At 45.5% G+C, this 25,027-nt stretch carries 25 protein-coding genes and 1 tRNA gene; 7 read left to right on the top strand and 19 right to left on the bottom strand.

Annotation, left to right across the window (positions count from 1 at the left end):
• Positions 1-64: 64 nt before the first annotated feature.
• Positions 65-202, bottom strand: coding sequence for a hypothetical protein (locus HF324_RS13845; protein ID WP_168860056.1), 138 nt, complete (start codon positions 200-202; stop codon positions 65-67).
• Between the two features lie 51 nt (positions 203-253).
• Complete coding sequence (locus tag HF324_RS13840; RefSeq protein WP_168860055.1) at positions 254-568, bottom strand: hypothetical protein; 315 nt, start codon at positions 566-568, stop codon at positions 254-256.
• A 393-nt stretch (positions 569-961) separates the two neighbouring features.
• On the opposite strand from HF324_RS13840, the gene HF324_RS13835 reads away from it, so the two are divergent.
• Positions 962-1,084, top strand: a complete 123-nt coding sequence (locus HF324_RS13835; protein WP_258539521.1) for a chromate transporter — start codon at positions 962-964, stop codon at positions 1,082-1,084.
• Positions 1,085-1,305: 221 nt separating this feature from the next.
• Here the strand turns inward: HF324_RS13835 and HF324_RS13830 are convergent, their stop codons facing one another.
• The 10 genes from HF324_RS13830 to HF324_RS13790 form a co-directional block, all read right to left on the bottom strand.
• Positions 1,306-4,005: a cation-translocating P-type ATPase gene (locus HF324_RS13830; RefSeq protein ID WP_168860054.1), complete on the bottom strand. Its 2,700-nt coding sequence runs from the start codon at positions 4,003-4,005 to the stop codon at positions 1,306-1,308.
• A gap of 115 nt (positions 4,006-4,120) precedes the next feature.
• Positions 4,121-5,275 (bottom strand): efflux RND transporter periplasmic adaptor subunit, encoded by a 1,155-nt coding sequence (locus HF324_RS13825; protein WP_168860053.1) that lies wholly within the window; start codon positions 5,273-5,275, stop codon positions 4,121-4,123.
• A gap of 10 nt (positions 5,276-5,285) precedes the next feature.
• Positions 5,286-6,464, bottom strand: coding sequence for an efflux RND transporter periplasmic adaptor subunit (locus tag HF324_RS13820; protein WP_168860052.1), 1,179 nt, complete (start codon positions 6,462-6,464; stop codon positions 5,286-5,288).
• 77 nt (positions 6,465-6,541) lie between these two features.
• Positions 6,542-7,804: a TolC family protein gene (locus HF324_RS13815; protein ID WP_168860051.1), complete on the bottom strand. Its 1,263-nt coding sequence runs from the start codon at positions 7,802-7,804 to the stop codon at positions 6,542-6,544.
• A gap of 13 nt (positions 7,805-7,817) precedes the next feature.
• Entirely contained in the window at positions 7,818-8,084 is a 267-nt protein-coding gene (locus HF324_RS33595; protein ID WP_258539520.1) for an efflux RND transporter permease subunit, read from the bottom strand.
• Positions 8,081-9,763: an efflux RND transporter permease subunit gene (locus HF324_RS13810; RefSeq protein WP_258539519.1), complete on the bottom strand. Its 1,683-nt coding sequence runs from the start codon at positions 9,761-9,763 to the stop codon at positions 8,081-8,083. The genes HF324_RS33595 and HF324_RS13810 overlap by 4 nt, the downstream gene beginning before the upstream one ends.
• Before the next feature lie 11 nt (positions 9,764-9,774).
• The gene (locus HF324_RS13805; RefSeq protein WP_168860050.1) at positions 9,775-11,046 is read right to left on the bottom strand and encodes an efflux RND transporter permease subunit; all 1,272 of its coding nucleotides are present in this window, start codon (positions 11,044-11,046) and stop codon (positions 9,775-9,777) included.
• A gap of 28 nt (positions 11,047-11,074) precedes the next feature.
• The gene (locus tag HF324_RS13800; protein WP_168860049.1) at positions 11,075-11,557 is read right to left on the bottom strand and encodes an SRPBCC family protein; all 483 of its coding nucleotides are present in this window, start codon (positions 11,555-11,557) and stop codon (positions 11,075-11,077) included.
• 63 nt (positions 11,558-11,620) lie between these two features.
• The gene (locus tag HF324_RS13795; protein ID WP_168860048.1) at positions 11,621-12,196 is read right to left on the bottom strand and encodes a hypothetical protein; all 576 of its coding nucleotides are present in this window, start codon (positions 12,194-12,196) and stop codon (positions 11,621-11,623) included.
• Between the two features lie 566 nt (positions 12,197-12,762).
• Entirely contained in the window at positions 12,763-13,068 is a 306-nt protein-coding gene (locus tag HF324_RS13790) for a DUF1905 domain-containing protein (RefSeq protein WP_168803026.1), read from the bottom strand.
• 601 nt (positions 13,069-13,669) lie between these two features.
• Here HF324_RS13790 and tnpA point away from each other — a divergent pair.
• The 3 genes from tnpA to HF324_RS13780 all read left to right on the top strand — a co-directional run bounded on the left by tnpA (position 13,670) and on the right by HF324_RS13780 (position 16,336).
• The gene (tnpA, locus tag HF324_RS33400; RefSeq protein WP_168804560.1) at positions 13,670-13,936 is read left to right on the top strand and encodes an IS66 family insertion sequence element accessory protein TnpA; all 267 of its coding nucleotides are present in this window, start codon (positions 13,670-13,672) and stop codon (positions 13,934-13,936) included.
• A 23-nt stretch (positions 13,937-13,959) separates the two neighbouring features.
• Positions 13,960-14,826, top strand: a complete 867-nt coding sequence (locus HF324_RS13785) for an IS3 family transposase (protein WP_220100703.1) — start codon at positions 13,960-13,962, stop codon at positions 14,824-14,826.
• Between the two features lie 298 nt (positions 14,827-15,124).
• Complete coding sequence (locus tag HF324_RS13780; RefSeq protein ID WP_168860047.1) at positions 15,125-16,336, top strand: IS256 family transposase; 1,212 nt, start codon at positions 15,125-15,127, stop codon at positions 16,334-16,336.
• 132 nt (positions 16,337-16,468) lie between these two features.
• On the opposite strand, the gene HF324_RS13775 is transcribed toward HF324_RS13780, so the two are convergent.
• Together HF324_RS13775 and HF324_RS13770 are read right to left on the bottom strand one after the other, a co-directional pair.
• A complete protein-coding gene (locus HF324_RS13775; RefSeq protein ID WP_168860046.1) occupies positions 16,469-16,732 on the bottom strand; it encodes a hypothetical protein in 264 nt (87 codons plus the stop codon).
• Positions 16,722-17,699, bottom strand: a complete 978-nt coding sequence (locus HF324_RS13770; protein ID WP_168860045.1) for a sensor histidine kinase — start codon at positions 17,697-17,699, stop codon at positions 16,722-16,724. The genes HF324_RS13775 and HF324_RS13770 overlap by 11 nt, the downstream gene beginning before the upstream one ends.
• A 494-nt stretch (positions 17,700-18,193) precedes the next feature.
• On the opposite strand from HF324_RS13770, the gene HF324_RS13765 reads away from it, so the two are divergent.
• On the top strand, positions 18,194-18,538 hold the full coding sequence (locus tag HF324_RS13765) for a helix-turn-helix domain-containing protein (protein ID WP_168860044.1): 345 nt from the start codon (positions 18,194-18,196) through the stop codon (positions 18,536-18,538).
• Between the two features lie 266 nt (positions 18,539-18,804).
• Here the strand turns inward: HF324_RS13765 and HF324_RS13760 are convergent, their stop codons facing one another.
• From HF324_RS13760 to HF324_RS13750, 3 genes are all read right to left on the bottom strand, one after another.
• Positions 18,805-19,890 carry a site-specific integrase gene (locus HF324_RS13760; protein ID WP_168860043.1) on the bottom strand — a complete coding sequence of 362 codons (1,086 nt, stop codon included), beginning with the start codon at positions 19,888-19,890 and terminating at the stop codon, positions 18,805-18,807.
• 316 nt (positions 19,891-20,206) lie between these two features.
• Positions 20,207-20,290 (bottom strand) — tRNA-Leu (locus tag HF324_RS13755).
• 96 nt (positions 20,291-20,386) lie between these two features.
• Complete coding sequence (locus HF324_RS13750) at positions 20,387-20,791, bottom strand: carbohydrate-binding protein (protein ID WP_168803019.1); 405 nt, start codon at positions 20,789-20,791, stop codon at positions 20,387-20,389.
• Positions 20,792-20,940: 149 nt separating this feature from the next.
• Here HF324_RS13750 and HF324_RS13745 point away from each other — a divergent pair, with 149 nt between their 5' ends.
• Complete coding sequence (locus HF324_RS13745; protein WP_168803018.1) at positions 20,941-21,567, top strand: TetR/AcrR family transcriptional regulator; 627 nt, start codon at positions 20,941-20,943, stop codon at positions 21,565-21,567.
• 104 nt (positions 21,568-21,671) lie between these two features.
• Complete coding sequence (locus HF324_RS13740; RefSeq protein WP_168803017.1) at positions 21,672-22,724, top strand: AOC03_06830 family ribosome hibernation factor; 1,053 nt, start codon at positions 21,672-21,674, stop codon at positions 22,722-22,724.
• 77 nt (positions 22,725-22,801) lie between these two features.
• On the opposite strand, the gene HF324_RS13735 is transcribed toward HF324_RS13740, so the two are convergent.
• Both HF324_RS13735 and HF324_RS13730 read right to left on the bottom strand, forming a co-directional pair.
• Positions 22,802-23,869 (bottom strand): glycoside hydrolase family 76 protein, encoded by a 1,068-nt coding sequence (locus tag HF324_RS13735; RefSeq protein ID WP_168860042.1) that lies wholly within the window; start codon positions 23,867-23,869, stop codon positions 22,802-22,804.
• Positions 23,870-23,874: 5 nt separating this feature from the next.
• Positions 23,875-25,020: a glycoside hydrolase family 76 protein gene (locus tag HF324_RS13730; protein WP_168860041.1), complete on the bottom strand. Its 1,146-nt coding sequence runs from the start codon at positions 25,018-25,020 to the stop codon at positions 23,875-23,877.
• Positions 25,021-25,027 lie beyond the last annotated feature (7 nt).

Below are 25,027 nucleotides of genomic sequence, written 5' to 3'. Positions count from 1 at the left end.
TTGGGTTAAGAAATGTGAGAAATGGAGAAACGGATAGTTCGGGCTGCCACTAAAGTAGGAAAAGTTACTGCGAATAGGCAGTAGGCCGCCGTGCGCGGCCGGAGAAGCCGCGCAAACAGAAGAAAGGAAATACCGTCACCCCTTTTTCCAGGGGCTTGCCGGCACCAATTTCCGGGGGAAACGGGTGGATTCTTTCATGCATGAAAAAGCTGCGCAGCATTACTGCTGACAAGCACTTTCAATACATAACTGCTTATTTTGCTTTCGCCTGCCGGGTGATTTTCTGCAGGCTTACGTTCTCACTGACAGCATATACTGCGTAGAAGAACATCAGCATAAAGATGGTGTATTTGCTGGTGTTAGCCCTGTTGGCCACTGCATAGATGGTGATACCTGCCAGGCAAAGCATCATTCTGCTGATCATGGCGCCGTATACACGGAGCATAAATACACTGTTGCTTTCAGACTCTACGCCTTTGCGGCTCATGTTGTAGGTAAATGCTGAAAGTAAAGCTAAGGCAAGGTTCCCGAAGAGTAATACGTTGTGATGTACTCCATTGTTCAACATCCAGTCCTTGAATAAAAATAACGCGCCGTTCAATAAAATAAAAACGCTAATGACTCTAAAGTAAAATCTATCCCACATTTCTGTTCTAAAACATTTGGTAATGAGGGCGCAAAGGTACGATCAAAAGAATTAACTGCAAAATGTCTGCAGTGGAAAAAGTGTTTTTCTTAACACTGATTGAAAATTTCAGGTATTCCCGTTGATATTGTCGGTGTTGAGTACACGCATTACAATGATCAATGCACCTATAAATGAATTATAAAAAAAAAAATATAAAAGATACCGCCATCCATCTCATGGCGCCTATTGTCCGCGGAGCCAATACCGACCGCCATGATTTAGCCCCCTCAGGCATCCGGGCTGTGGGCATTGTCCGTAGCCCTGGCGGGCTATATGCATCGCAATCTTGTTGAAAACAAACGCTGGATCAGCGAAGAAGATTATAAAGAGGGGTTAGCGCTGGCACAACTCGCTCCCAGGCCGCTGGCGGCGCAATTAGGGATCTATTTGGGATAAGTTCATTACCGTCTTGCCGGCGCCACCCGCCAAATTACCTTTTCGCAAAGCAGCTGCGCTGCCCAAATTATTGATTCATCCGGTACTGTTGCAAAAATACCGGAACCGGTAATTATTTTACCTGGCGCAGCGACACGGTTGCTACGGAGGGATCATGATCCAGGTTAAAGGGAAGTTCCCGGTACCTGCAGCCGCATAGAAATATGCGGCTGCTCTTCCTTTTAAATCACCCACCTGATTTTCTTCAGGACCTGAATAATAACCAGGGAAAGTATAGGAAAAAAGACAACTACCGACCAATCCTCCCAGCTATATATTGATACCTGGAGCACTTTTCTCATAGGAACAACCCAATAAGATAACGTAGTGATCAGTATGCAGCTCCCGACAGCATACCACACGTATTTATTGCGAAAAACCGCTGTCCTGTAAAAAGGTAATCCTCTCTCAAAGGACATATTGAATACATGCAAAATTTGAGACAAGATCAGTGTATAAAAAAGAATATTGTTACATAGTTCGAAATTAAACTTCTCCTGGTTATGCAACAGCACATGACTAACAAACACCGCCCCTATTGACGAGCCAGCGATAACTACCGAGTATGTAAAAATCGCAGACCACCTTTTCCTGTCGATGACAGGGGTACCGGATGAATAAGGTCTTCGTTGCATGATATGTGGCGCAGCTTCTGTGAGGCCCAATGCTAAAGCAGGTAAAACGTCAGTAACAAGATTGATGAATAAAATCTGTAGCGGGAAAAGCCTGAAATGCAGATTAAGAATTGATGCTGCCGCAATGAGCAGTAATTCACTCAGATTACAGGACAAAAGGAAAATAACAAACTTTCTGATATTGTCGAAAATAACCCGCCCCTGCTTAATGGCAACCACGATAGAGGAAAAAGCGTCGTCTTTCAGCACCATGTCAGCCACATCCTGTGCCACCTGTGTTCCCCGCTGCCCCATTGCTATGCCTATATCAGCCTTTTTCAAGGCCGGTGCATCGTTCACACCATCCCCTGTCATACCCACTATCATTTTTCTTTCCTGGAATAATTTAACAAGGTTAAGTTTATGCTCAGGCGATACGCGGGCAAAAACAGGAGCGTGCAGCCATAGTTCTTTATCTTCATTGGTAAGTTGGTCAAAAGGTTTCATAGCGCTCCCATGTATTACCGCATCAGATTCATTTGCCAGTCCCAACTGCATAGCAATATTTCTGGCTGTAGCAGGGTGATCTCCGGTAATCATGACCACTTTTATCCCGGCAGATTTACACTCTTCAATAGCCGCAGGCACCTCAGGCCGCGGCGGATCAATAAACCCGATCAGGCCTGCCAATGTAAGCCGGTGCAGAAAGTCCGTTTCTTTTTCTTTACTAACCCTGAATGCAAAAGCCAGCACCCGTAGTCCGGATTGCGCTTGCTTTTCGGCCGACATAAGCCATTGTTTCTTCCTCTCCTCCGTCAAAGGAATAATGGTATCTGCTTCCAGTACTGTTGTGCAACGGAACAGCAGCGCTTCCACAGCACCTTTAGCTGCAATGTAAAATTCCTGTCCATTTCGGTGCAAAGTAGCCATTACCTTCGTGTCCGAAGAAAAAGGGATTTCATCGACTTTCGGAAACTGCGTGTTATAAGTTTCCTGCGTTATGCCGGCACAATACACCAATTTTAGCAGTCCTACCTCCAGCGGATCTCCTGACTCCTTTTCCGGCACACTGTCATGTTGATAGGAAGCCGTGTTGCACAAAGCCGCAATCCGGTATATATGCCGGCAGGCCGGGGTATCAGCGATGGATGAATCTCCCAGCCAGCGAACGGATGATGAACCCGGGTCAAGGTCAATTGCAGACGACGAATTGCCAATCTGTATAAAAGAAGCGGTAATCTTATTCTGCGTCAATGTTCCGGTCTTGTCAGTACATATTACATTGGTGCCGCCCAGTGTCTCAACGGAAGATAACTTCTTTACAATTATATTATGACGCGCCATGCGCAGCATACCAAAAGCCAGCGCCAATGTAGCCACAATCGGCAATCCTTCCGGCACCGCAGCTACAACCAGCGCAATGGATGTCTCCAACATCTCAACAAGCTTCTGCCCATTTACCAAACCGGCTATAAAAATGCTTACCGCCAATGCCACAGTAACCCATATCAGTTTCCTGCTAAATACCTGTAATTTCTTTTCCAGTGGAGTAGCCACCTGCCCGGCCTGTTGCACAAGGCGGGCAATAGCACCAAGTTCAGTCTTCATCCCGGTGCATACCACGACGGCGTAGCCATTTCCTTTTGAGACAAAAGTGCCCTTGTACAACATATTACTCCGCTCTGCCAGCGGAATGTCCCTGGGGAGGGCAACCGTCGTTTTTCCGACAGGCAGTGATTCGCCGGTAAGTGCTGATTCATCCGTTTGTAACTGGGCAGCCTGAAAAAGACGGGCATCAGCAGCAATCATATCTCCCGCCTCCACAAATATAATGTCACCCGGCACTACCTGTTCTGAAGGAATCGCTGTAAGCCTGTTATCACGCAATGCCCTCACGGGAACCATCGTGAGTTTTTTCAATGTCTCCATTGACCGTTCTGCCTGAAACTCCATAAAAAAACCAATAACGGCATTGATGAGAATGACGGCGACGATGGCAATGCCATCCAACCACTCTTCAAAAAAAAATGAAAGTCCCGCCGCGATGGCCAGCAATAATACGAAAGGGCTGACAAATTGATTCAGCAGTATCCGGAGCAGCCCTCGCCTTTTAATCGATTCAATGCTGTTCGGTCCGGCAATCTCAAGCCTTCTGGCGGCTTCTGGTGAGGTTAGTCCTGTTTCCTTCACGGCATGAAGTTTCTCCAGTACCTGACTTTGATCTTCAGCCCAGGGGATGCATATTCCTCCAGTTTCAGCAGTCAACATAATTGGTTAATCAGCGTTAAATAAATTCCTCATCAGGTGGAATATTCCTGTGTAATATCACCATTCAACGATTTCTCATTAAATCTCCTTCACAATCCGCTACTTTTAAGTATGGTCACATTTTCATCCCTCCCATTCCCTGCATACCGGCTCCTTTTTTAAGAACGAGCGCGCTGTTCAACAAATAGGCCCCATTGGTTACAATCAACTCTCCTTCTTTCAGCCCGTTGAGCACCTCCACCTCCTTTTTATTCTGAATACCCAATAAGATCACCCGGCTCTCATACATGCCATCGCCTGTTCTTACCCAGGCTGTGACAATATTGCCAACCAGGATAGAGGATTTCGGGATCACCAAAGCCTTCTTTTCATTTCGCCGGATACTCACATAAGCCAACATCCCAGGCTTTAACGTATGTTTTCCATTGGCAACAAGAAACCTGACCAGACTGATCTTCTGCCCCGTCTCCAAGGTGGGATTATCAAAAACCCGGGTCACCGGGAATATCATCCCGGGATAAGCATCAAATTCAGCAGTAACATCCGGCTTCTCAAATAACCATTTTAGTTCGCTGACATACATCTGCGCTTCAATCCAGAGTTGTGATAAGTCAGCAATGCGAAAAAGGGGGGCCCCGGTTTCCACATATTGCCCCTCGCTTACCGAGAGGTCAGTCAATGTACCGGATACAGGACTATAAAAGGTATCCAGCGGAGATACATTCCCGTTTTTCTCCAGCGCAGCGATTTGCCCGCTTGTCAGGCCATATAGTAACAGCCGCCTTCTTGCGCCTTCAATCAGCTGTTCCGATTGCTTTATATTACTTAGCTGTGAGCGCTGTTGTAAAAGGACCAACAATTCATTCTCATATGACAGCATTTCTTCACTATAAATAGCATATAACGGTTGCCCTGTTTCTACCCACTGTTGCGGGCTTGTCACGAACAATTTATCCAGCCGGCCGCGTATACGGGATGTGACGACCGATATTTTTCTCTCATCGAAACTAGTGGTTCCCGGCAGCACAGTGTATTCAGCGATTGTCTTTACTCTGACCGTATCTATAGTGATATTGGCATATAGTTCATCACGTTTTGTAAGCGCAATCATATCCGTCTGTGTACTGTCTTCCGGCATTTCCACATGCCTGCCACTGTTGTCCATGCTACTATGCACCTGCTTTTGAACCGGTGATCTTCTATCCGTGCAGGACATAACTGATACTACGAAGTATAGTGCAACAACAACTATGATTTGTTTGTTTTTCATACACCCTCCATTAATATTGAATGATTGCCTCGCCATCCGCGAGATAGCCCGCATCTTTGGCGATCTTCTCCTGCTGCGACAGCCCGTCCAATATTTCCACGACATCCCCGTTGCGATGCCCTACTCTTATTACCCTTGACTGAAAAATGCCATTCCCTTCCCCCGTTACCGCTATCTGCACCCAAGCTATAGCCACCTTGCCGAGATAGTAAACACTGCTTGCCGGAATCACTAGTGATTTAACCGGTACCCTAACGGTAGCAGTGATCAACGAATTTTGCTTCAATACTCCGGCCGGATTGGGGATGTATACTCTTGCCTGGGTGAACTTTTGCCGGTCCTGGTATACCTGCTCAACCAGTTGAATAGAAGTCCGTACAGGCCTTTCGGGAAATATTTCGCTTGTTACAGTCACATCCTGCCCCTTTCGGATGTACTTTTCATTTTCTTGGGTAAAACCAATGATGCCCCAGACTTCTCTGAAATCATTTACCCAAAACAAAGTTTGATCCTTAGAAAGATACATGCCTTCCCGGATACTGTTATCGGGAAGTACAGTCCCCCGGGCGGACAACGGCATACTATTTTTATCGTCAAAACTGTTGTTCATTCCGCCGGAACTATTTCCCGTATTATCCATTCCCTGAGCTGGAGAGGGAGAGAACAAGACGTAGCCTTCAAACGGACTATACACAGGAATGGTGGATGACACACCGCCTGACTGTTCAACCTCCCGGACCTGACCTGGGGTAAGTCCCAACAACAGCAACCTTTTCCGGGCGCTGTTTTGCAATATAGTATCCGAAGTTTGCCTCAGTAAATAAACATATTCATCTATATACGTATTCAGTTCCGGGCTGTACAGCTCAAGCATCTTCTCTCCTTTGTGCACATACTGATAATTATAGCGTATATACAGCCTTTCAATTCTGCCGGCCACCCTTATTGGTACTTTGCGGCTCCTCCGCACATCAAAAGTCACATAGCCATTGCCGGAAATAGCAAAATCCACCGTAATAAAAACAGGCGCTACCACCTGTTGGCGGGCAATCACTGTTCTATTGGCAGGCAGCGTATTCCAATAAGCTCCATTGATCGAATCATGCTGCAGGCTTGTATCCAAGCCGACGAAAGGGCTGCGTTGGCGCTTGTCTGTTTCCTGCCCTGCGGGGTTACATGCTGCTGCCATAACCATAGTTATGGCAGCTATCCAGGCACTGAACACCAGCCTCCTGACAGGTTTATATTGCACGCTATCGTCCATTGCTATTTTATCTCTTTTTGATATTCATATTCAGATTGTATTGTGAATACCTGCCCCAGTTTGTCCATTCGTTCAAGTTCCTTCATGAGCAACATATTCCAGGCATCGAGCAATACAAAAAAACTCCCTGTATTCTGTCTATAAGCAACCAGACTGGTTTCAAAATTCCGGTGATAAGCCGGTAAAACAGTATTATCATAACCATCCAGTTGCTTCTTTTCATAAAGCAGCATCACTATCTTTTCACGAATCATCTGCCGGACCATCAACTGCATGGTGGCTTTTTCCATTTGCATTGCCTCAATTTCAAAACCCATCGAGCTCACTTCAGACTTATACATTTTTGATGACCATGGCACAACGGGAATCGTTATCATGCCCATAACGGAAAACTGGTTGGGCATTCCAAACATTTGTCCGTGGGAGACCTGGATGCCAAAATCCGGCTTTGAGCTGGTAGCAACCCATATTCTACTAAATTTCATGGAACGGATGCGGCTATCAACAGCAAGTATGTCATTCCGCAATAGCCCGGAGCTGTCCAAATCCTGCAAATAACCGATACTATAGTCTTTTAGAACCAGTAAAGTATCAATAGAAAAAGTAGTATTAACATCGTGGTTCATCAGGGTGTTCAGACCTATATTGCCTTCGTTTGCCTGGGACAATAACATAGCTTCCATATTATTTAATTCGCCCTGAGATGCTTCCGCCTTAAAGATAGTAGGCAGGTCTGCCTGGTTATACGTATATTTCTCTTTGGCAGTTTTAAGCAGCAGCTGCAGTAATTCCCGGTATTCCCGGATGATGTTCAGTTTTTTTTCGGCGATATAGCGGCGATAGTAGTAAAGCTTTGCTGCAAAGTGCAATACGTTTTTTTGCCACTCCCAATCGTTGCGCTGCACATTTTCCAGTGACACAAGATAATCCCGCTTGGCATTCAGTTTAGCTGCATTCGGTATCATTTGCTGTACGGACAGCATAATACCAGCCTGATTATCCGGTGTTTTTTCCTTCATCATAGAAAAACGATACGAAAAACGGTCGAGGGAAAGTATAGCCATGGGAGGCATCCAGGCTTTGGCCCCCTCTACCAGTGAATGGACAGCGGCTATTTTTGATTGATAGAAACGCAGGGAAGGATGAGTCTTGTCCACTTCGGAAAACACCTCCTGCATACTGATTCTAACAGTATCCTTCACCTGACCGGTTACGCCTACCGGTAATTGAAGCAATAACGTAAATATCAAAAACCTACCCCACATCGTTTTGCGACATTTACCCTTTAACATTAAGAATAGTCAGTCTGCCATGCGTGTTCAGCTCTCTCTCTTTTATAAGGCTGTAAATAACCGGCAATACAATCAGTACAAACAATGTGGAAGTAATAAGGCCAAATACGAACGGAATGGCAATTGGCTTCATTACATCGCTGCCGGTCCCGGTTGACGCCATTACTGGTATCAAACCTATGATATTAGCCAATACTGTCATTAGTAACGGGCGTACGCGTTGTGTGGCGCCTTCCAGAAATGTTCTTTTCAACTCATTATGCTGATGTTCCTCGCATCGTGGCCCTTAGATTCCACCAGTTTCTTTACGGAATCATTCAGGTAAGCGATCATCAACACCCCCGTTTCAACGGATACGCCAAACAAGGCTATAAACCCTACTGCAACTGCGACAGAGAAATTAACGTGATAGTAATAAAGCGAATATACACCGCCTATCAGCGCTACAGGTATGCTGACAAAGACGATCAGCACTACTGTAAACGAATGAAAGGTGATGTACAGCACCAAGGAAATTACCAGCATCACGACAGGGATAATAATCTTCAGTCGCTGTTGCGCCCGTACCTGGTTTTCATATTGCCCACTCCAATCAATATAATATCCCTGTGGCAATTGCTTAAATGTTTCAGCAATTTTTCTCTTCGCATCATTTACCACACTTCCCATATCCCTGCCCCGTACATTAAACAAGACGGAACCTCTCAACATAGCATTCTCGGAATTGATCATGGGCGGCCCTTCCGTTACTTTCACATCGGCCACGGACGACAGGGGGACAACACCGTACATCATTGTTTGTATCGGTATGCGTTTTATCTCTTCGATATCGTCACGATAATCCTGTGCCAACCGAAGGTTTACGTTAAAGCGTTCCCTTCCTTCCACAGTTGTGGTGAGGACCATCCCTCCCAGAGCGCTTTCGATAACCATATTCACATCATCTATGTTTAATCCATACCGGGCTGCATCCGGTCTTCTTATCTTTATGTCAAGGTATTTTCCACCGGTAAGTTGCTCAACATATAAGTCAACCAGGCCCGGAATGTCTTTCAAGGCTTCTTCCACCCTGCGTCCGATATTATAGATACTGTCGAGGTCTTTACCATATATTTTAACGCCCACATCTGTGCGTATTCCTGTAGAGAGCATGTTAATACGGTTGATGATTGGCTGCGTCCAGCCGACGACAACTCCCGGAATCCGGACTTTTTCATCCATTTCCCTGATCAGCTTTTCCTTTGTCATCCCCGCTCTCCATTCTCTTTCTGGTTTCAGAACAATAATAGTCTCGATCATACTCATAGGAGCATTGTCGGTGGCGGTGTAGGCACGACCGGCTTTACCCAGTACATTCTCTACCTCGGGAATCCCCTTAATAATTTTGTCCTGCAATTGCATAATCCTTTTTGCTTCCGAATTGGAAACATCCGGTAGTGTGACAGGCATCAGTAACAGGGAGCCTTCGTCCAAAGGAGGCATAAATTCTGTTCCAAGATTAATAATCAAGGGTATGCTGCCTACTATTAAGGCCATACACATCGCCAATAACGTTTTGCGCCAGTTAAGACACCATCTCGCTATCGGCTTATAGAGTGTTATAAAAAAGTTGGAAACCGGATTCCTGCTCTCAGGTACCAACCGGCATTTCATGAATACGGCAGTTAACATAGGGGCAACCGTAATAGCCAGAACCGCAGCCCCTAACAGTGAAAATGTCTTTGTTAGCACCAACGGAGCGAATAGCTTTCTCTCCTGGCCGGTTAGGAAAAGAACCGGCGCAAAAGAAATGATCATGATAATCACCGAAAAGAAAACGGACCTACCCACCGTACGGGACGAATCTTCTATAACCCCGATCCTTTCTTCTTCGGGGATCTCCCTGGTATGCCCGATTCGTTCTCTTGTCTTTATTTTGTACCCCTTTTCCATAACGGATTTTTTTACTTATTCTGGAGAACACGATCAGTTAACTGCCTGTAAGCGTTTTCAGCCATGACAATACCCGGATCCACGACATCTCCAATTGCCAGGGCAATCCCACCCAGCGAAAGGATATTAGCCGTAATACCAAACAGATTCATAAGTATAAATCCGATCAGCACGGAAAGCAGGATGCTGAATATTGCCACAAGACCGCTCCGGACGCTGAATAAAAACAGGATTACAATTAAACACACGATCAGAACCTCCTGCCATAAGGCTTCTTTAAGCGTGTCAATAGCTGCAAGTATCAAGGTACTTCGATCATAGGCCGGCTTAAACTTAATGCCGGGAGGCAATCCACTTTCAATATCTTTCATCTTTGCCTTGACGCGCCCGATTACGTCTTTGGCATTCTCTCCGAACCGCATGACAACAATTCCACCTACTACTTCACCCTCTCCGTTTTCTTCCACAATACCCAGGCGTAAGTCAGGGCTCATCTGTACTTCGGAGATGTCGCTCAGTTTAATGGGAATAGACTTATAAGTACCGATAGGTATTTCTTTAATGTCATCGGGATTGGTGATATATCCTAACCCCCGGATGAGGTACCCGGTGGCATTCATTTCATACAAACTCCCACCTACATCACGGTTATTGGATGCTACGGCACGGGTAACATCCATTAACGGAATTCCGTAGTACACCAGCTTATGCGGATCAATGGTAACCTGGTAACGCTTTTGAAATCCACCGAAAGAAGCCACTTCGCTTACCCCCTCGACATTTTGAAGCGCAAATTTCACGTACCAATCCTGCAGGGCCCTCAGCTCTCCTAAATTATAGCCCTTACCTTGTAGCGTGTACCAGAAAACATGCCCCAGCCCGGTGCCATCGGGACCTAAGCCAGGTGTTATACCCTGAGGCAGGAATTTCTGTGCATAATTCAGCCGTTCCAATACTCTTGTCCGTGCCCAATATATATCCACATCGTCCTTAAAAACCACGAATATGAAGCTCATCCCAAACATGGATGCAGCACGGATAGATTTAACCCGCGGAATGCCCTGAAGATTCGACACGAGCGGATAGGTGATCTGATCTTCTATGATTTTGGGATTTCGCCCCATGTACTCGGTAAAAATGATCACCTGGTTTTCCGAGAGGTCAGGCAATGCGTCAACCGGAGTTTCTCTGATCGAATAAATACCTCCTATGGTAATGAGAATGATCCCAAGCCAGACAAAGAAACGGTTACGAATTGACCAGGAAACAATTCTTTCAATCATAATATGGATATTTTGTATTTATTTGGTGTTAACCGCTTAACATTTTCTTAGCGTCGCCCAGCATCTTTTTCAAACACCATCTGCAATACCAATCAGCCAAAAGAATACACAATATTTTATTGATGAACCCCTTCGGCTTCTCATAGGTGACGGATAATGCAGCTTTTGTACAATAGTCATCAACAGGACTTATTGTCAAATCCATCCGATACCAGGAAAAAATTATCATTTTCGGCTGGCCAATTGTTTCCCATACTTTTTCCTTCCCGTCAATCCATTTTGTCACCTCAACAGTAAAGTCTAACGGTATACCCATGATTTTTCCCGTCCACCTGTATTTTGTCCCCGTACCCTCCTTCTTTTCCGTCAGGTATTGCAAATGTAATTTGCTTCCCATCATCATTACTGATGACCGGTTCATGTGCATACCGGTCACCGCGAGGTCATCAATGCACCTGAATACCTTTCCGGTGGGTGCATCAAATGTTTCAGTCCTCTCTATAGATTTCATAAATAAAGGATTAAGCTAAAATCAACTCCGGCATGGATAGCAGGTTTACTTCCCTGTATGTCGTCATTGATTATTGGTGTAAATCCGGTTCAACTTATACACTTTATGATGGCTGTCATATTCAATCAGTTCCTCGTTTCTCCTGAATTGAAGCTCCAATGCATCATGAAACTTATGGTTATCCGGGAAAGCAGCTTTCAGGTTCGCTTTTGTCAAAGGCTGTAATTCAGCAACAGCATCCTTGCTGAAGAAATATTCCGGCTGGTACGTCTGCGCGTCTTTGGGAGAGTGGGCCAAATGTTTAAATTCGTATATCAATATTGATTCTTCGGGATTAAGGACTCTATATTCCTTCCTATCAACAAACCGGTATACATTTCCCTTTGTATCTTTAAATCCATAAGTCCTGGCTTTATCCATTGTATAGGTTCTGCCATCATGTTTGACTTTTATTTCATTGCCGTCAAACAGGATATTCGTTCTGATCTTATGTTTTTCTGTTCTGTAATTAATAGCATAAGACAGTTTCTTCTGTTGAAAGTCAGCGGCTGTCTGATAAATACCGCTGCTGTCTTTTTGCGCTACGGCTGTAGAAAAAGCAAAAAGGCTACCTGCCAGTAAGAGAAAAGAACTTTTCATTTTTCAAACGTTCAAATTTTAGTCATTCTCTTTATATCATTCATGGGCCACTTAGCAACCGCAAAGCGGCTATATCTTAACAGAGATGTATCAGATCCGGGAAACCTGCAAGAAGGGTGGCAGGTATAGGAGAACTTCTCCTGACGAAACAGAAATACGGTATGGAACAAAACACCAACAGAAATATGGCGACCAGCTTTTACATCTCAATAACCAGTTTCTTCCAATTCTTGCTCTAAAGTAGAATTTGAAGTGCTATTTTTTAATGATATTCGTCAGGATAGGGATGATAGTGATCATATAAAACGGCCATTAAACGTTTTAATACTATGTATTATGTTAACAATGCGCATATCCGCGCTGTTTGGCTGCATTTTTCTACAACTGGAAAAAGAAGTATGGAGGGCTGGACGTATAACAATTTTCGCCCCCACAGTTCGCTTAATAATCTAACGCCGAACGAGGTCGTTGAAATGCCCAAAATCTCAAGTTTACCGTATCCAGGATTGGGTACAAGCTCAATCTGCGGGCGTCACACAAGTTTAGTATATCAGTTACCGTAACAGCTATTCATACAGCCGTTCTTCCAGTACTACATTTATTTTGTCGCCTACATTTTTTTTGAGGGCTTCCCGGAGATCGGCTTTCACCGGTAATTTATGGGTACCATTGCCCAGCGCCATGAAGGAGCTGCGGAAAGGTTTGCCGTCCATGGTACCGCGTACCTTTACGAGGCCTCGTGTGCCAAAGAAGGCAACAGAGTCTGGCCATACGAGGTATGTCCAGCCGCCTTTATTGGGGCTTTGCTGCAATACGGCGCTGAACTTTTTATTCAGCAACCCGTTTGCCGGTGCATGTTGGGTTCGTGCCATTTTACATGTTTTTATTGGTTAAATATATTATCAATGCACAACTAAGGTAGACTGATTCCGGGAAAGCAAGGCTGGGTAAAGGCGACTTTTGCGAGGGCTGTTTGCGACATATTCCGTGCTACAGGTAAAAAGAGCAAATATGGAATGGTTCAAAAATAAAAAAGGTTGTAAGCCTAAGACTTACAACCTTTTTAGTGCCCAGAACTGGATTCTTATCTAGTTGCGGGTGAATATGTTGTGAGGTATTTGTGTCAATGGTGTGACGAGAATAGACTATAAATTAAGAAAAAATTTCGTTCCACCAATATCGGCAGAAAAAAATGCATATATAAATATTCTAAATAATAGATTATCTTTATTTTAGTGGGAATCTGTTTACTCTCAAAAAATCCAATTTTGAACAGCATACTCGCCCTATAAATTGATAATCATCCCAAAAATAGCTATGTTATTATGCTTAAAAGCATAGAATTTAAAAATTATAAAGCTTTCGCTGAAGGCAAGCTAGAAATTAAACCCCTTACAATATTGCTTGGTGCTGAAAGCTTCCCATTAAAACGTAACGGTTAAAAATATCGAATAATCGTTAAATTTAATGGGTATGAAAAAATCAAAATTTACAGAAAGCCAGATTATTGGGATTCTAAATGGCCAGGAATCAGGCAAATCGGTAGCCGACATCTGTCGTGATCATGGAATAAGCCAGGCGACATTTTATCAGTGGAAGTCGAAATACTCCGGGCTTGAAGTCAATCAGTTAAAGAAACTGAAGGATCTGGAGTCGGAACTTGCCCAGTACAAAAAAATAGTAGCGGAACAAGCCTTTCAGATCACCGTAATGAAAGATGTCATAGAAAAAAAGCTCTAACGCCTGCAGATAAGCGTGAGTTGGTGGATTATGCCCGTGATAGCCATAAAATGAGTATCCGGCAGGCGTTAAGATTGTTTCAAATCCATCCTTCTGTTTACTATTATAAACCATTGCCAGACGGTGACGAAGATATTCGGGAGAAATTATCTGAATTGTCGCAATTGCATAATCGCTGGGGATTCTGGATGATGCACCATTATCTGCGTAATCTGAACCACAAATGGAATCACAAGCGGGTATACAGGGTCTATACAGAGATGGGACTCAATATGAGGCGTAAGCATAAAAAACGCCTACCAGCAAGAATAATGGAGCCATTGCTACAGCCTCTCAGACCTAATATAACCTGGTCCATGGATTTTATGCATGACACACTAAGCAATGGTGTTACTTTCAGATCATTTAATATCATCGATGACTATAACAGAGAGGCTCTAAACATCACTATTGATACCAGCTTAACCAGCAAGCGTATTATCAGGCAGCTGGACCAATTGATTGCCTGGCGTGGACAACCGTTAAAGATCAGAGTCGATAATGGGCCGGAGTTTGTTGCTGAAGCACTCTCTCAATGGGCTGAGATCCGATGTGTCGAACTCAAATTCATCCAGAAGGGTAAACCTTTCCAGAATGGTTATATGGAGCGCTTCAATAGAAGCTACCGCGAGGAAGTATTGGATGCATTTTGTTTTACCCGCCTGGGGGAAGCTCAAATACTTTCAAACGCCTGGATGTGGGTGTACAACAACCAAAGACCACACAAGGCACTGGGTTACAGATCGCCAATAGATTTTCTATGTCGGCATCAAAAAACCAACACATTTCCTACTCTTCAAAAAGATGAAGGATTTGAGTGGGAAACCTTAGTTGAAAACGTTACTGTCTGAGGGAAGCTTTCACTTGGAGCTTTGCAATTAAAAAATGATGATCAACTATCTGAAAGAGGTTTTTTGGAACTCATGAAAATATCATTGAGTAAGTTAACCTTATTGAAGATTAATAACAAAGAAAATGAAAAGAAAGACAATTAGATCGGCAGCCTAAAAGTCGCCACCAGCAAGTTGTATGGTTGTTACACAACCACTTGAAAAGCTGCCTCCAAAGTCGGCGCTTTTGTGGAAATAATCGCTGAGACTATTACATAAAGTGTGTCAGTAAAAAGTTTTTTAACTTTAAACTGACAATATGGAAAAGCAAAACTTTGATTTCGAAGCCTTCAAGAAGCAAGCGGCGAGCCGTTTGAAGAACGGAGATACGCTTTTAGGTAAGGACGGCGTGCTAACGCCGTTGCTAAAGGAGTTTCTTGAAGGCGCCCTGGATGGTGAGTTGGAAGCGCATATTGAAGATGAAGGAGATGCCAACCGTAAGAACGGAAAAGGGCGTAAACAGGTAAAGACCGCCATTGGGTCGGTAGATATTAACCCGCCACGCGATCGTAATGGGACATTTGAGCCTGAGATAGTTCCCAAACGTCATAAAACGCTTGGGGTAGATTTGGATCGACAGATCATTTCTTTATACGCCCGTGGAGCCAGCTACAGCGATATCCGGGATCACCTGATGGATATGTATGGCTTGGAGGCTTCTACAGCCACGATAAGCCGTGTTACAGATAAAATTCTGCCATTGATACAAGAGTGGCGCAGTCGCCCTCTTGAGAGGGTTTACCCGTTCGTCTGGCTGGATGCCATCCATTATAAGGTCCGCCATGAGGGACGGGTTGTCAGCCGCGCTGTTTACTGCATTATAGGCCTTAATCAGGAGGGCTACAAAGAGTTGCTGGGTATGTATGTCGGGGAGAATGAAGGTGCTAAATTCTGGCTGCAGGTATTGACAGATCTACAGAATCGCGGTTTGGAAGATATCTTCATTGCCTGTATAGATAATCTTCAGGGCTTTGCTGATGCCATAGAAAGTATCTTCCCAAAGACCGAGGTTCAGCTCTGTATCGTACATCAGATACGCAATTCTCAGAAATATCTTTCCTACAAGGATGTTAAGCCATTTATGAAAGATCTTCAAAACGTCTACAAGTCCACTACTGCTGACCAGGCAGAACGAAGCCTTGATCAGCTGGAATCTAACTGGGGAACCAGGTATCCCAAAGTGATTGAATCCTGGCGAAAAAACTGGCCAAGATTGAGTAGCTATTTTCAGTACAACAAAGACATTCGCCGAATCATGTATACAACCAATATTATTGAAGGCTTCCACCGGCAGCTTCGCGCTGTTACAAAGTCAAAGGGCGCCTTCCAGTCGGAAGATGCCCTCATGAAGCTCTTATTCCTTGTCCAGGAGAATATATGTGCCAAATGGAACAAGCCAGTACACAACTGGAATCAGACATTGGCCCAATTATCTATTATCTTTAGTGAACGATTAAAACTTAATCTTTAATCACCCTGACACACTTTTTGTAATACTACCTAATCGCTCGGAACTCGCGATTATCCGAAACCAAATCCAGCCATAGTTATAATGAGACCGGCAGACTAACAGCCTGCCGATCTTAGATATTCTGGCATTAATTTACGCTTCAATTAACTGAATCAGGCAATTTTGAAGCCACTCTTTTACTTCAATAGCCACCATTTTCATCATCGTTTTTTCTGCATTACTTAGAGTAGATGTTAAGCTGGAATCCTTATCCCAATCATTCACTTGCCTCATTTTCCGATAGAAAGTTGGCATACTCCAGTTGCATTGCTCGCACATTCTTTCCCGAAAGAGAACCGGAATTCTGACAAAAACACCGTGCATGTCAGCAAGACTGTTGGTATTCTCATTTGCCATACTTATCGAGATTGATGGATGAGAAGGAAAGGATGACGGAGAAAGCGGTAAGCCCCTTTTTGCTCCTGACTTCGATGTTTCCACCTAATACATCAGTGTACTGTTTACAAAGATATAGCCCTAATCCAGCCCCGGCATTGACTTGGTCTAGTGTCTGGTAAGGCTCAAAAATCAATTTGATTTTTTCCTTTGGTATTGTCTTACCACGACTAATCACCTTCAAAATCATCTTTTCTCCGTAGACGTGGGCGCGGGCAATGATATAACTTTCCGGTTGAGCATATTTAAAAGCATTGAGCAAAAGATTGGAGAATATTTGCCGGAGCTTTACAAAATCAGTTACCCCTTTGATTCCAGGCGGCATAAAAACATCGCGGTCGATCCGTATATTTTGCAGGCTGCTGAGTATGGAAAATGAATCTATGCAGGACTGAATAAACGGCTCTACCAGCATTTCTTCCTCCAAAATTTTCAACTTTCCGTTCCCAGCCACAGAGGAAGCTATCATATTTTGATAGACAGTTTTTGCATTTAGGGTTATAATTTTGATATAGTCAATATAAACGTTGGCTTCTTCCGAAAAGGAGCCATCTGATTGCTTATGCATGTCAATGGAATTTAATGACTGGACTATTCCCGCAAGTTGTCCTTGCAGCTCATGGCCTAACAGTGCTATAAAATCTGATGATCGGGAAAGCGATTCTGCCGTTCTTTCCTGAGAGGTGTAACACGCTTCCATGAACCGCTCCAGTTCCTCCCTGAACCAAATATAATTCAGTGGATCGGGTGCATTACTGATTAAAACTCGGCTTAACCAATCGTTTAGTGTTTTGCGAATTTCCGGCAATGAAAAGTCCGCCATGAAGGTTTTTACTACAGTTAAGGGGTTGGCGATTTCTTTTTTAGTTAACCGGAACGGTTTACTGTGCCAGTCCGGGAGGGTCTTTGCAAGATTTTGTGTATGCATAAAGAGAGGTTTAAAGTGATTGGTATAGTTTGGACAATAGCGCGCTGGTCGGTAAATTGAAACCGATTTTTTAAAGAGGTTGAAGAAGTAATTTTCAGCGATGGAGACGTACTGCTGAATAGAAGAGGTAGGGGCAAAAAAAAGACGTGGGACAGTCCCTACCGAATCACTGGGCTACGACACCCCGACACCGAATAGTGACGCCCACGCCAGTAGCGTGAGCGCTTTACTCGATCCCCCGGTGTCTCAATTGTCGTAGTTTGTGATTCCGAGAACTAAGCAAATACGCCTAATATTTTTATGAAGCTGCTAAATTACACCATTAGGATGTATTAACAAATAGCCTAAATATCATATTGATATGCTTTTAATTGTTATCAGTAAGAGAAATAACAAGTCCAATCAAAAGGACTGGTATTATAAAGATAGGAAAAAATCGTTTTGATACTCGTTCTAGTATCAAAATATTTTGGAGATTTTCCCATTTTACTTTGATGGAAAAGGGGAAGAAATTCTATAAATACAGATTGGGATTAGGTTTGCTCCAGTGGATAGCCAATAATAAAGATATTGCTTCCAAAGATAAAGAAGCAGGGAGGCACCTGGTTAAAAGTCTGCGTGGCTTGGAATCCAGTTCAGGTATTAGCTATACAATTATTCAGGGGATTTCAAAAGGACAAAGAAGTCCGGAGTACACCACCTTGGAAGCCATTGCGGAAGCCCTGAACACGAAACTGAGCATATTTATTGCATTTTGTGAGACTATACCTGACGCCGAAGTATTAAAGGCAATTGAAAAGGACAACAAGTCTAAAAGCAAAAAACAGTCAGACAAATAACCTCCATTCTCCCTTCTCAAAAATAATTCACTGCTACGAGCCTACGAAACGCCGCGCCTCTGCTTCGCGCCGGCTTGCCCTTCGGGTGTACTGAATAAAAATCTCCACCCCGCATCATTTTAGCTTCACCTGCTGGCACCATACACGATGTAGCATTGTTACACCTTTCGGCTCTCGCAGCCGGGGTAGTATTTTTATTCAAACACGTTTCTCCGGCCTCCGCAGTGAATTGGCTGGTCGCTACGGGATAATGAAGGGCCGCACGTTCATATATTAAGAAAATAGGGTAATAGCTCTGGCGTGGGTAGTTGCCGGATTGTTGTTTGCTGGTCTGCCGGCCTATGACGTTTGTACGTTTTCTGTATCTGCTTAGTGGTGCTATGCCCCATTAAATAGGCAATAGTAGGGTCATCTACCAGTTTATCTTTTAAAAGAATGGCAAAACTCAACCGGGCGCAAGACCACGTTATGTATTTATCAATCTTGGTAGCGCTGAACCATTTTGCAAGTACTTTATTGGCTCCGTCAGCAGTAGGCAATCGGAAAAGTAATCCAGTAGCAGATTTCCGACGCTTATTTACGATAATATGCGCAATGGGATGCAAGGTTAAAGTAACAGGTAAGCCTGTTTTAGCCTGAATAATCCGTGTTGTCAGCGTAGGCCCATTAATCTGTTCTATCCGTAATTGTTTTACATCTACCCAACGCAACCCCGTGTAACAACAAAAGATGAAAGCATCTTTTACTTCTTCGTTGGTGCAAGGCGTATTTAGCAACTCCAGATATTCCGATACTTCCAGATGTTCTTTTAACCTGACACTGGGATTAGACTTAGCGGCCACCTTTTCTGTAGGGTTCACACGGAAATAACCATCAGAAGTAGCGGCTGCCAATACCCATTTAAAACGGGTGTAATAATCGGAGGGTGTTTCACCGGTGTATTTGTCTAACAAATACCGGCGGAAATTCTTACAAAGAACCTCTGTTATATCCACGGGGGAAATGAATTTCGTATCCAGAAACAACCTGAACTGATTCAGGCTATTTTGCAGGTGACGGTTACCATTCCGCCTATGGGTGCTTACGTATTCCTCGTAGTAATCAAGAAAGTTCTCTTTAAACTTATGCTGTGGAATGTAAGCCGTGCCTATAGATTGTTGTTCAATGATAACCTGGCTTTTCTTTACTTCCAGTAATGCTAAAGCCTGTTTGTTATGGTTCTTTTGTGTCTGATCTTTGGGCCTCGTATATACGAAGATACCTGTTGCGGGGCGTTGGCCTTTGCCACGTCCAAAGTCATAATAGTAATAGGTTCTATCTCCTTTTGCATTCTTTCGCTTCAATAGATTCATACCGCACGATGTTTAAAGGTGAAACCATAGGCGCTAATAGTATGCCGTGTCAGCAAGGATTTGATGCCATTTGCAAAATGGTGAGAAAGTGGGCCAAAGTGAAAGAAAGAATTTTTTTCGTACACAACAGTCGTTGTGTCATGCTGCTCAAATGTAGGACTGACTGGCAGCAGAGGAAAGAGAAAATAATTTTCGTGTGTCATGTCGTGTGTCAATTATGTGTCGCCAATAGTGGGCAGAAGCGGATAAAAGCGTACAAAAACGACATTGACACAAAAAAAATAGGTTGTAAGTCAAATACTTACAACCTATTACGTGCCCAGAACTGGATTCGAACCAGCACACCCTTGCAGGCGCTGCGACCTGAACACAGTGCGTCTACCAATTTCGCCATCTGGGCAACTGATATTGTGATCAGGGAGCGCAAAGATAAGCACTCATTTTAATTCACCAAATAAAAAGTAAAGTTTTTTTCACACTAACGGGAAAGTATATACTAATAATTATGGATAAAACTAAAGGAGGTCACACTGAAAGCCACGCCCCCTTTGGCTACGATGTACAGGTCGTGTACACCTTCCGCATGGCGCAGGTTGCCGGTCAGCTTGAGGGCGTAGGTACTGTCACCGGTGTAGGGGATATCCAGGGAGCCGATCATTTTGCCTTTGGGCTTGTCAATGCGGAACTCCAGTTTGGAACCACTCTTTTTATGTTCACAGGCCACCTCCACCTGGAACCCTATCTCCCCCATGCTCAGGTTCACCTGCGCAAAAGCCAGGTACGTCCCCTCTTTCATCTGAAACTCCGTGGCCCGGTTCCCCTTTTTAGCCGTCGGCTTCGCCGTCTGTCCGTAGACAGCCAGCTGCACAAAGGCAAAAACCAGGAACAACAACAGCCTCATAGGTTAGGATAGGTTTATCGTTTAACACAACGGGATCATCTCCCGCCCTGAAAAATAATGAAAAAATTAAAATTAAGGAATTATGTAATATTATATCAACATGAAGGCATAAAATATGTGTCAGGAGAAAAAATAGTACATTTGTACTAATGGTAGACACAAAAGAAAAAATCCGGAACGCCGCCCTCAAACTATTCAACGAGCAGGGCATCGACGTGATCACGATACGGCATATCGCCAAAGACCTGGACATCAGCCACGGCAACCTCCAGTACCACTATAAAAACACCAACGACATCATCCTGGTGCTCTTCAATGAGCTCAACGACGGCTTCTCCCGTGTTTTTATGCAACGTGAAAACATCCGTCACATCACCCTGGAACATTTCCGGCAATGGATAGAAGCGCTGATCGAACTCATATGGCAATATCGCTTTATCTTCCTCCACTTTGTGGAGGTAACCCGCCGCGTACCGGAAATCAAAACCATCTACAACAGCTGGGACAAAGCCCGCGAGGAACAGTTCTTCCTCCTCTTCAACACACTCATCGAAGAAGGCATCTTCCGGGACGATATCCCCCCCTACATCTGGAAAAACCTCATCACCCAGCAATATATCATGGCCGACTTCGCCCTGTCGCACAACGAAATCAAAGTGCACCTTAAAGGCAAAAAAGCGGTCCAGTACTACAGCCAGGTGCTGTTCAACCAGTTCTATCCCTACCTCACCAGCAAAGGACGCAGGCAGGCTGACGAACATCAGTCCGCCAACTGACCCCTGTCATTTTTCAGGTGCGCTTTTCCATGCACTTTTGTATGGTAAAATGTGATAAACATTACCAATTGCGGATTGTTTAACACCAGAAAAACAAGGACACTATGGAACAAGCACTGATCAAACTAAGCCAGTACACCGGCGCGCCGGCAGTCACCATCCTGCTGTCTACCCACCGCACCTTCCCGGATAACAAACAGGACAGTATCCATCTGAAAAACCTCATCGCGCAGGTGGAAAAAGAACTGTACGAACAGTACGATAAACGGACCGTATGGCCCGTCATCGGGAAAATAAAAGAGGCCGAAAACAATATCAATCACGATTACAATCTCGACACGCTGGCCCTCTTTGCCAGCGGGGACCTTATCCAGGTAAAACGCCTGCCTGTTGCTACCACCGACCGGTACGTGATCGGCGACCGTTTCGAAATCCGTCCCCTGCTGAAAGCCATCCAGCAGAGCGAGCACTATTACATCCTCGCCGTTTCGCGCCAGAAAATAAGGCTGCTGGAAGCGTTTAACGACAAAATAGAAAATGAGGTAAAAAACGCCGACTTCCCGTACACCAACAGCTATTATACCACCGATCCCATGCGTCAGCAACAGGACATGATCGTGGATAACCTCCTGAAAGAATTCTTTAACACAGCAGATAAACGATTTAAAAAATATTACGCGGAGAACCCCCTGCCGGTGATTTTGCTGGGAGAAGAAAGAAACCTCGCCTTTTACCAGGATGTGATGGACATTAAAGGATTGGTAGTAGCGACCCATCACGGCAACTTTGACGATACTTCCGACGCGGAAATCGCCAGGGTGACCTTCCCGCTGGTCCGGCAATATATCGCCGGTAAACAGGACGCCGCCATGCAGGACATTAGCACCGCACAGTCTGCCCAACGCCTGCTGGTAGACCTGAATGATATCTACACCGCCGCCGAAAACGGACAGGCAGATACACTCTACATTGAGCAAACCTTCCTTCCCACCGGCCACATCGATAACGGCACCATCAGCCTGGGGAACGGCAACGGATCTTCAGATGTTACGTTGCCCGTCATCGACGCGGTGATCAACAAAGGGGGGAACGTGGTATTTCTCGATGAAAACACCCTGAACGACTACCAGGGCATTGCATTGGTTACAAGATTTTAATCATACGACAACGACAACAACAGGGAAAGCCGCACTGGTGTCTACCAGCGCGGCTTATTTTTTCACCTGGTCATTTATTATTTCAGAGCTGCCAGCCGGGCATAAATCTCCATCATACCGGCCTGCCCCAGCAACTCTTTCTCCGGACGTTTCCCCAGCATATTGGAACCGGCGTCCCGGTCCTCTTCCCACACCTTATCGGCGTAAGCCTGCATAGCGTCTACATACCGCCGGTCCTTATCTTCCCGGTACAGCGCCAGGTACCCACGCAGCAACACGGCATTGAACCAGTACGACGAATGGAAACGGCCGTCCCTATAGAACCGTTGCAGCGTGCCGGCGGCGATCTGCTGCGCCTCCTTCAGGTACTGCGGCTGCTTCGTAATACGGTACAGCTTCACATTAGCCTCCAGCATGGTACCGCTGTTATAGGTATACGTAGCGGAATCGATCCGGTTGTTCTCCTGCGGCTTGATCGCATCCCAGAATACGCCGTTGGCATTCCGCAGATGTTTGTTGGTCCAGTGATACAGCAGCAAAGCCGTATCCAGGTAGCTCTTCCGGTGCGTGGCTTCATACAGCTGCAACGCCAGCAGGATACCCGGGCCATTGGAGCAGGTGTTTTTGGTGGTCTTATCCCCTTCTTTCCAGTACAACCCTCCCCCGCTCACCGTATCGTAACCGGTCATCATAAAACGATAGATCTCGGTCCCCTTATCCAGGTACAGCTGCTGCCTGGTACGGGCGAAAGCATCGAGATAAGCGATACCGATCCACTGGTTATCGTCGTAATACCGGTCCTCCCGCCGTTCCTTCACCACGTACGACGCATACCCCGGCGCCGGCGGTATCGGATCGTAGTACTGATCAATAGCACGGACTACCGGCTTCAGGTAAGCTTTCCCGGGATGCAGCCGCTCCATCTCGTTGGCAGCTTGCACCAACGCACAAAGTCCCCACAGATCGGCATGCGGATTATGGTTTTTGGCAGGGTCGCTGGTCTGGATGTAAAGGCCGGTGCCCGGTTCATACAGATGTTTGTCGACCGCCGCCTGTAACAGGCCGGCGCGCTGCGCATTGCGCTGGGCAAACGAAGTGGTCGCAAACAGTATATACGCCACCGTTAGCCATACTGAACGGTACATAAGCATTATTTTATAAGCCCCATCGCCTTCAGCTTTGCGGCGGCCTCCATCAGCATGGCCCCGCTCAGCTGCGTGGTCAGGTCACTGGCAGCATTGGTGGTCTGCCAGTTACTGTTAAACAATATTTGCGGCCGGAAGGTACCCTTCAGCCACAACGTTTCTGCATTCTGTTGCAGGAAGCCGGCAAACCGCGCGGCATCGCTGCTGTTGATGCTGCCATCGGTGATCAGCAACATCAGGTAACGTACCAACACCCCTTTGAACAACCCGCCATCACCACCACCCTCGTCTTTGAGGATGTTGTTTTGGGTGAAAGACCCCAACGCATTGCCTGCAGTACGCAGCGCATCGTTGAGATAGGACTGCTCGCCGGTGAGCTTGTACAGCTCCACCCCTGCCCCGATAAACACACCCTGGTTGTAGGTAAACAACCACGTCTTGTTCACCATGCCGCTGCCGTCCTGGTTGATACCATCCCACACCACGCCCGATGTCGGGTCTACCAGCGTGGCCTTCTGCCACTGGTAGATTTTCCGGGCCCAGGCGAGGTCGTCAGGGTTGCGGGTAACACCGTACATCCGGCAGGCGATAATACAGGCCGGCGCATTGGCCGGCGTATTCTTGTAGTTTTTGCTCTTGTCTTTGTTCCAGTGGAAACCACCGCCCCATACGTCATCCCAGCCGCCCTTGATATCGTTCCAGATCAACTGCGCCGCATCCTTGTAACGGGTATCCCCGGTGGCTTCAAAGGCACGCAGACAGGCCAGCGTCATCCACTCCATATCGTCATAAAAAAAGTTGATGTAGCTGTTGCCGTTCTTCGTTTTCACTCCCTCCAACAGCGTGGCCATCCTGGCTTTCAGCGCAGCGTCGTTGGTACGCACATAACCGTCTGTCAGCACATCCAGCGCATGAGCGCTGGGCCAGTAATGAAACGTGGCATTGCCTGCACTGTTCTGGTTGAAATACCCTGCCTGGTTCCAGAAGTTGCCCACCAGCGACACCTGCGACGAATCGGCGATCCTGTTCCAGTCAAACACATACCGCGCTTTGCCGGGATTAGGCCCCGGCCCGTCGTCTACCGGCTCCTTCAGACAAGCGGCGCTGCTCAGCAGCGTCATTAAAACTAAACAATATCGTATACACTTCATAGTTATC

The sequence above is a fragment of the Chitinophaga oryzae genome, assembly GCF_012516375.2.
GTDB lineage: Bacteria > Bacteroidota > Bacteroidia > Chitinophagales > Chitinophagaceae > Chitinophaga > Chitinophaga oryzae.
This window is presented reverse-complemented; position numbering and strand designations above follow the sequence as displayed.

What these genes read in the sequence shown, in the direction of transcription:
- HF324_RS13835 (WP_258539521.1), top strand. Translation starts at nt 962, where the DNA reads ATGCATCGCAATCTTGTTGAAAACAAACGCTGGATCAGCGAAGAAGAT.
- HF324_RS13735 (WP_168860042.1), bottom strand. Translation starts at nt 23,869, where the DNA reads ATGTACCGTTCAGTATGGCTAACGGTGGCGTATATACTGTTTGCGACC.
- HF324_RS13730 (WP_168860041.1), bottom strand. Translation starts at nt 25,020, where the DNA reads ATGAAGTGTATACGATATTGTTTAGTTTTAATGACGCTGCTGAGCAGC.
- HF324_RS13820 (WP_168860052.1), bottom strand. Translation starts at nt 6,464, where the DNA reads ATGGCAGCAGCATGTAACCCCGCAGGGCAGGAAACAGACAAGCGCCAA.
- HF324_RS13775 (WP_168860046.1), bottom strand. Translation starts at nt 16,732, where the DNA reads ATGGCAAATGAGAATACCAACAGTCTTGCTGACATGCACGGTGTTTTT.
- HF324_RS13795 (WP_168860048.1), bottom strand. Translation starts at nt 12,196, where the DNA reads ATGAAAAGTTCTTTTCTCTTACTGGCAGGTAGCCTTTTTGCTTTTTCT.
- tnpA (WP_168804560.1), top strand. Translation starts at nt 13,670, where the DNA reads ATGAAAAAATCAAAATTTACAGAAAGCCAGATTATTGGGATTCTAAAT.
- HF324_RS13815 (WP_168860051.1), bottom strand. Translation starts at nt 7,804, where the DNA reads ATGTGGGGTAGGTTTTTGATATTTACGTTATTGCTTCAATTACCGGTA.
- HF324_RS13825 (WP_168860053.1), bottom strand. Translation starts at nt 5,275, where the DNA reads ATGAAAAACAAACAAATCATAGTTGTTGTTGCACTATACTTCGTAGTA.
- HF324_RS13830 (WP_168860054.1), bottom strand. Translation starts at nt 4,005, where the DNA reads ATGTTGACTGCTGAAACTGGAGGAATATGCATCCCCTGGGCTGAAGAT.
- HF324_RS13760 (WP_168860043.1), bottom strand. Translation starts at nt 19,890, where the DNA reads ATGAATCTATTGAAGCGAAAGAATGCAAAAGGAGATAGAACCTATTAC.
- HF324_RS13765 (WP_168860044.1), top strand. Translation starts at nt 18,194, where the DNA reads ATGGAAAAGGGGAAGAAATTCTATAAATACAGATTGGGATTAGGTTTG.
- HF324_RS13770 (WP_168860045.1), bottom strand. Translation starts at nt 17,699, where the DNA reads ATGCATACACAAAATCTTGCAAAGACCCTCCCGGACTGGCACAGTAAA.
- HF324_RS13790 (WP_168803026.1), bottom strand. Translation starts at nt 13,068, where the DNA reads ATGGCACGAACCCAACATGCACCGGCAAACGGGTTGCTGAATAAAAAG.
- HF324_RS13740 (WP_168803017.1), top strand. Translation starts at nt 21,672, where the DNA reads ATGGAACAAGCACTGATCAAACTAAGCCAGTACACCGGCGCGCCGGCA.
- HF324_RS13845 (WP_168860056.1), bottom strand. Translation starts at nt 202, where the DNA reads ATGCATGAAAGAATCCACCCGTTTCCCCCGGAAATTGGTGCCGGCAAG.
- HF324_RS13800 (WP_168860049.1), bottom strand. Translation starts at nt 11,557, where the DNA reads ATGAAATCTATAGAGAGGACTGAAACATTTGATGCACCCACCGGAAAG.
- HF324_RS13810 (WP_258539519.1), bottom strand. Translation starts at nt 9,763, where the DNA reads ATGGAAAAGGGGTACAAAATAAAGACAAGAGAACGAATCGGGCATACC.
- HF324_RS13745 (WP_168803018.1), top strand. Translation starts at nt 20,941, where the DNA reads ATGGTAGACACAAAAGAAAAAATCCGGAACGCCGCCCTCAAACTATTC.
- HF324_RS13750 (WP_168803019.1), bottom strand. Translation starts at nt 20,791, where the DNA reads ATGAGGCTGTTGTTGTTCCTGGTTTTTGCCTTTGTGCAGCTGGCTGTC.
- HF324_RS13840 (WP_168860055.1), bottom strand. Translation starts at nt 568, where the DNA reads ATGTTGAACAATGGAGTACATCACAACGTATTACTCTTCGGGAACCTT.
- HF324_RS13780 (WP_168860047.1), top strand. Translation starts at nt 15,125, where the DNA reads ATGGAAAAGCAAAACTTTGATTTCGAAGCCTTCAAGAAGCAAGCGGCG.
- HF324_RS13805 (WP_168860050.1), bottom strand. Translation starts at nt 11,046, where the DNA reads ATGATTGAAAGAATTGTTTCCTGGTCAATTCGTAACCGTTTCTTTGTC.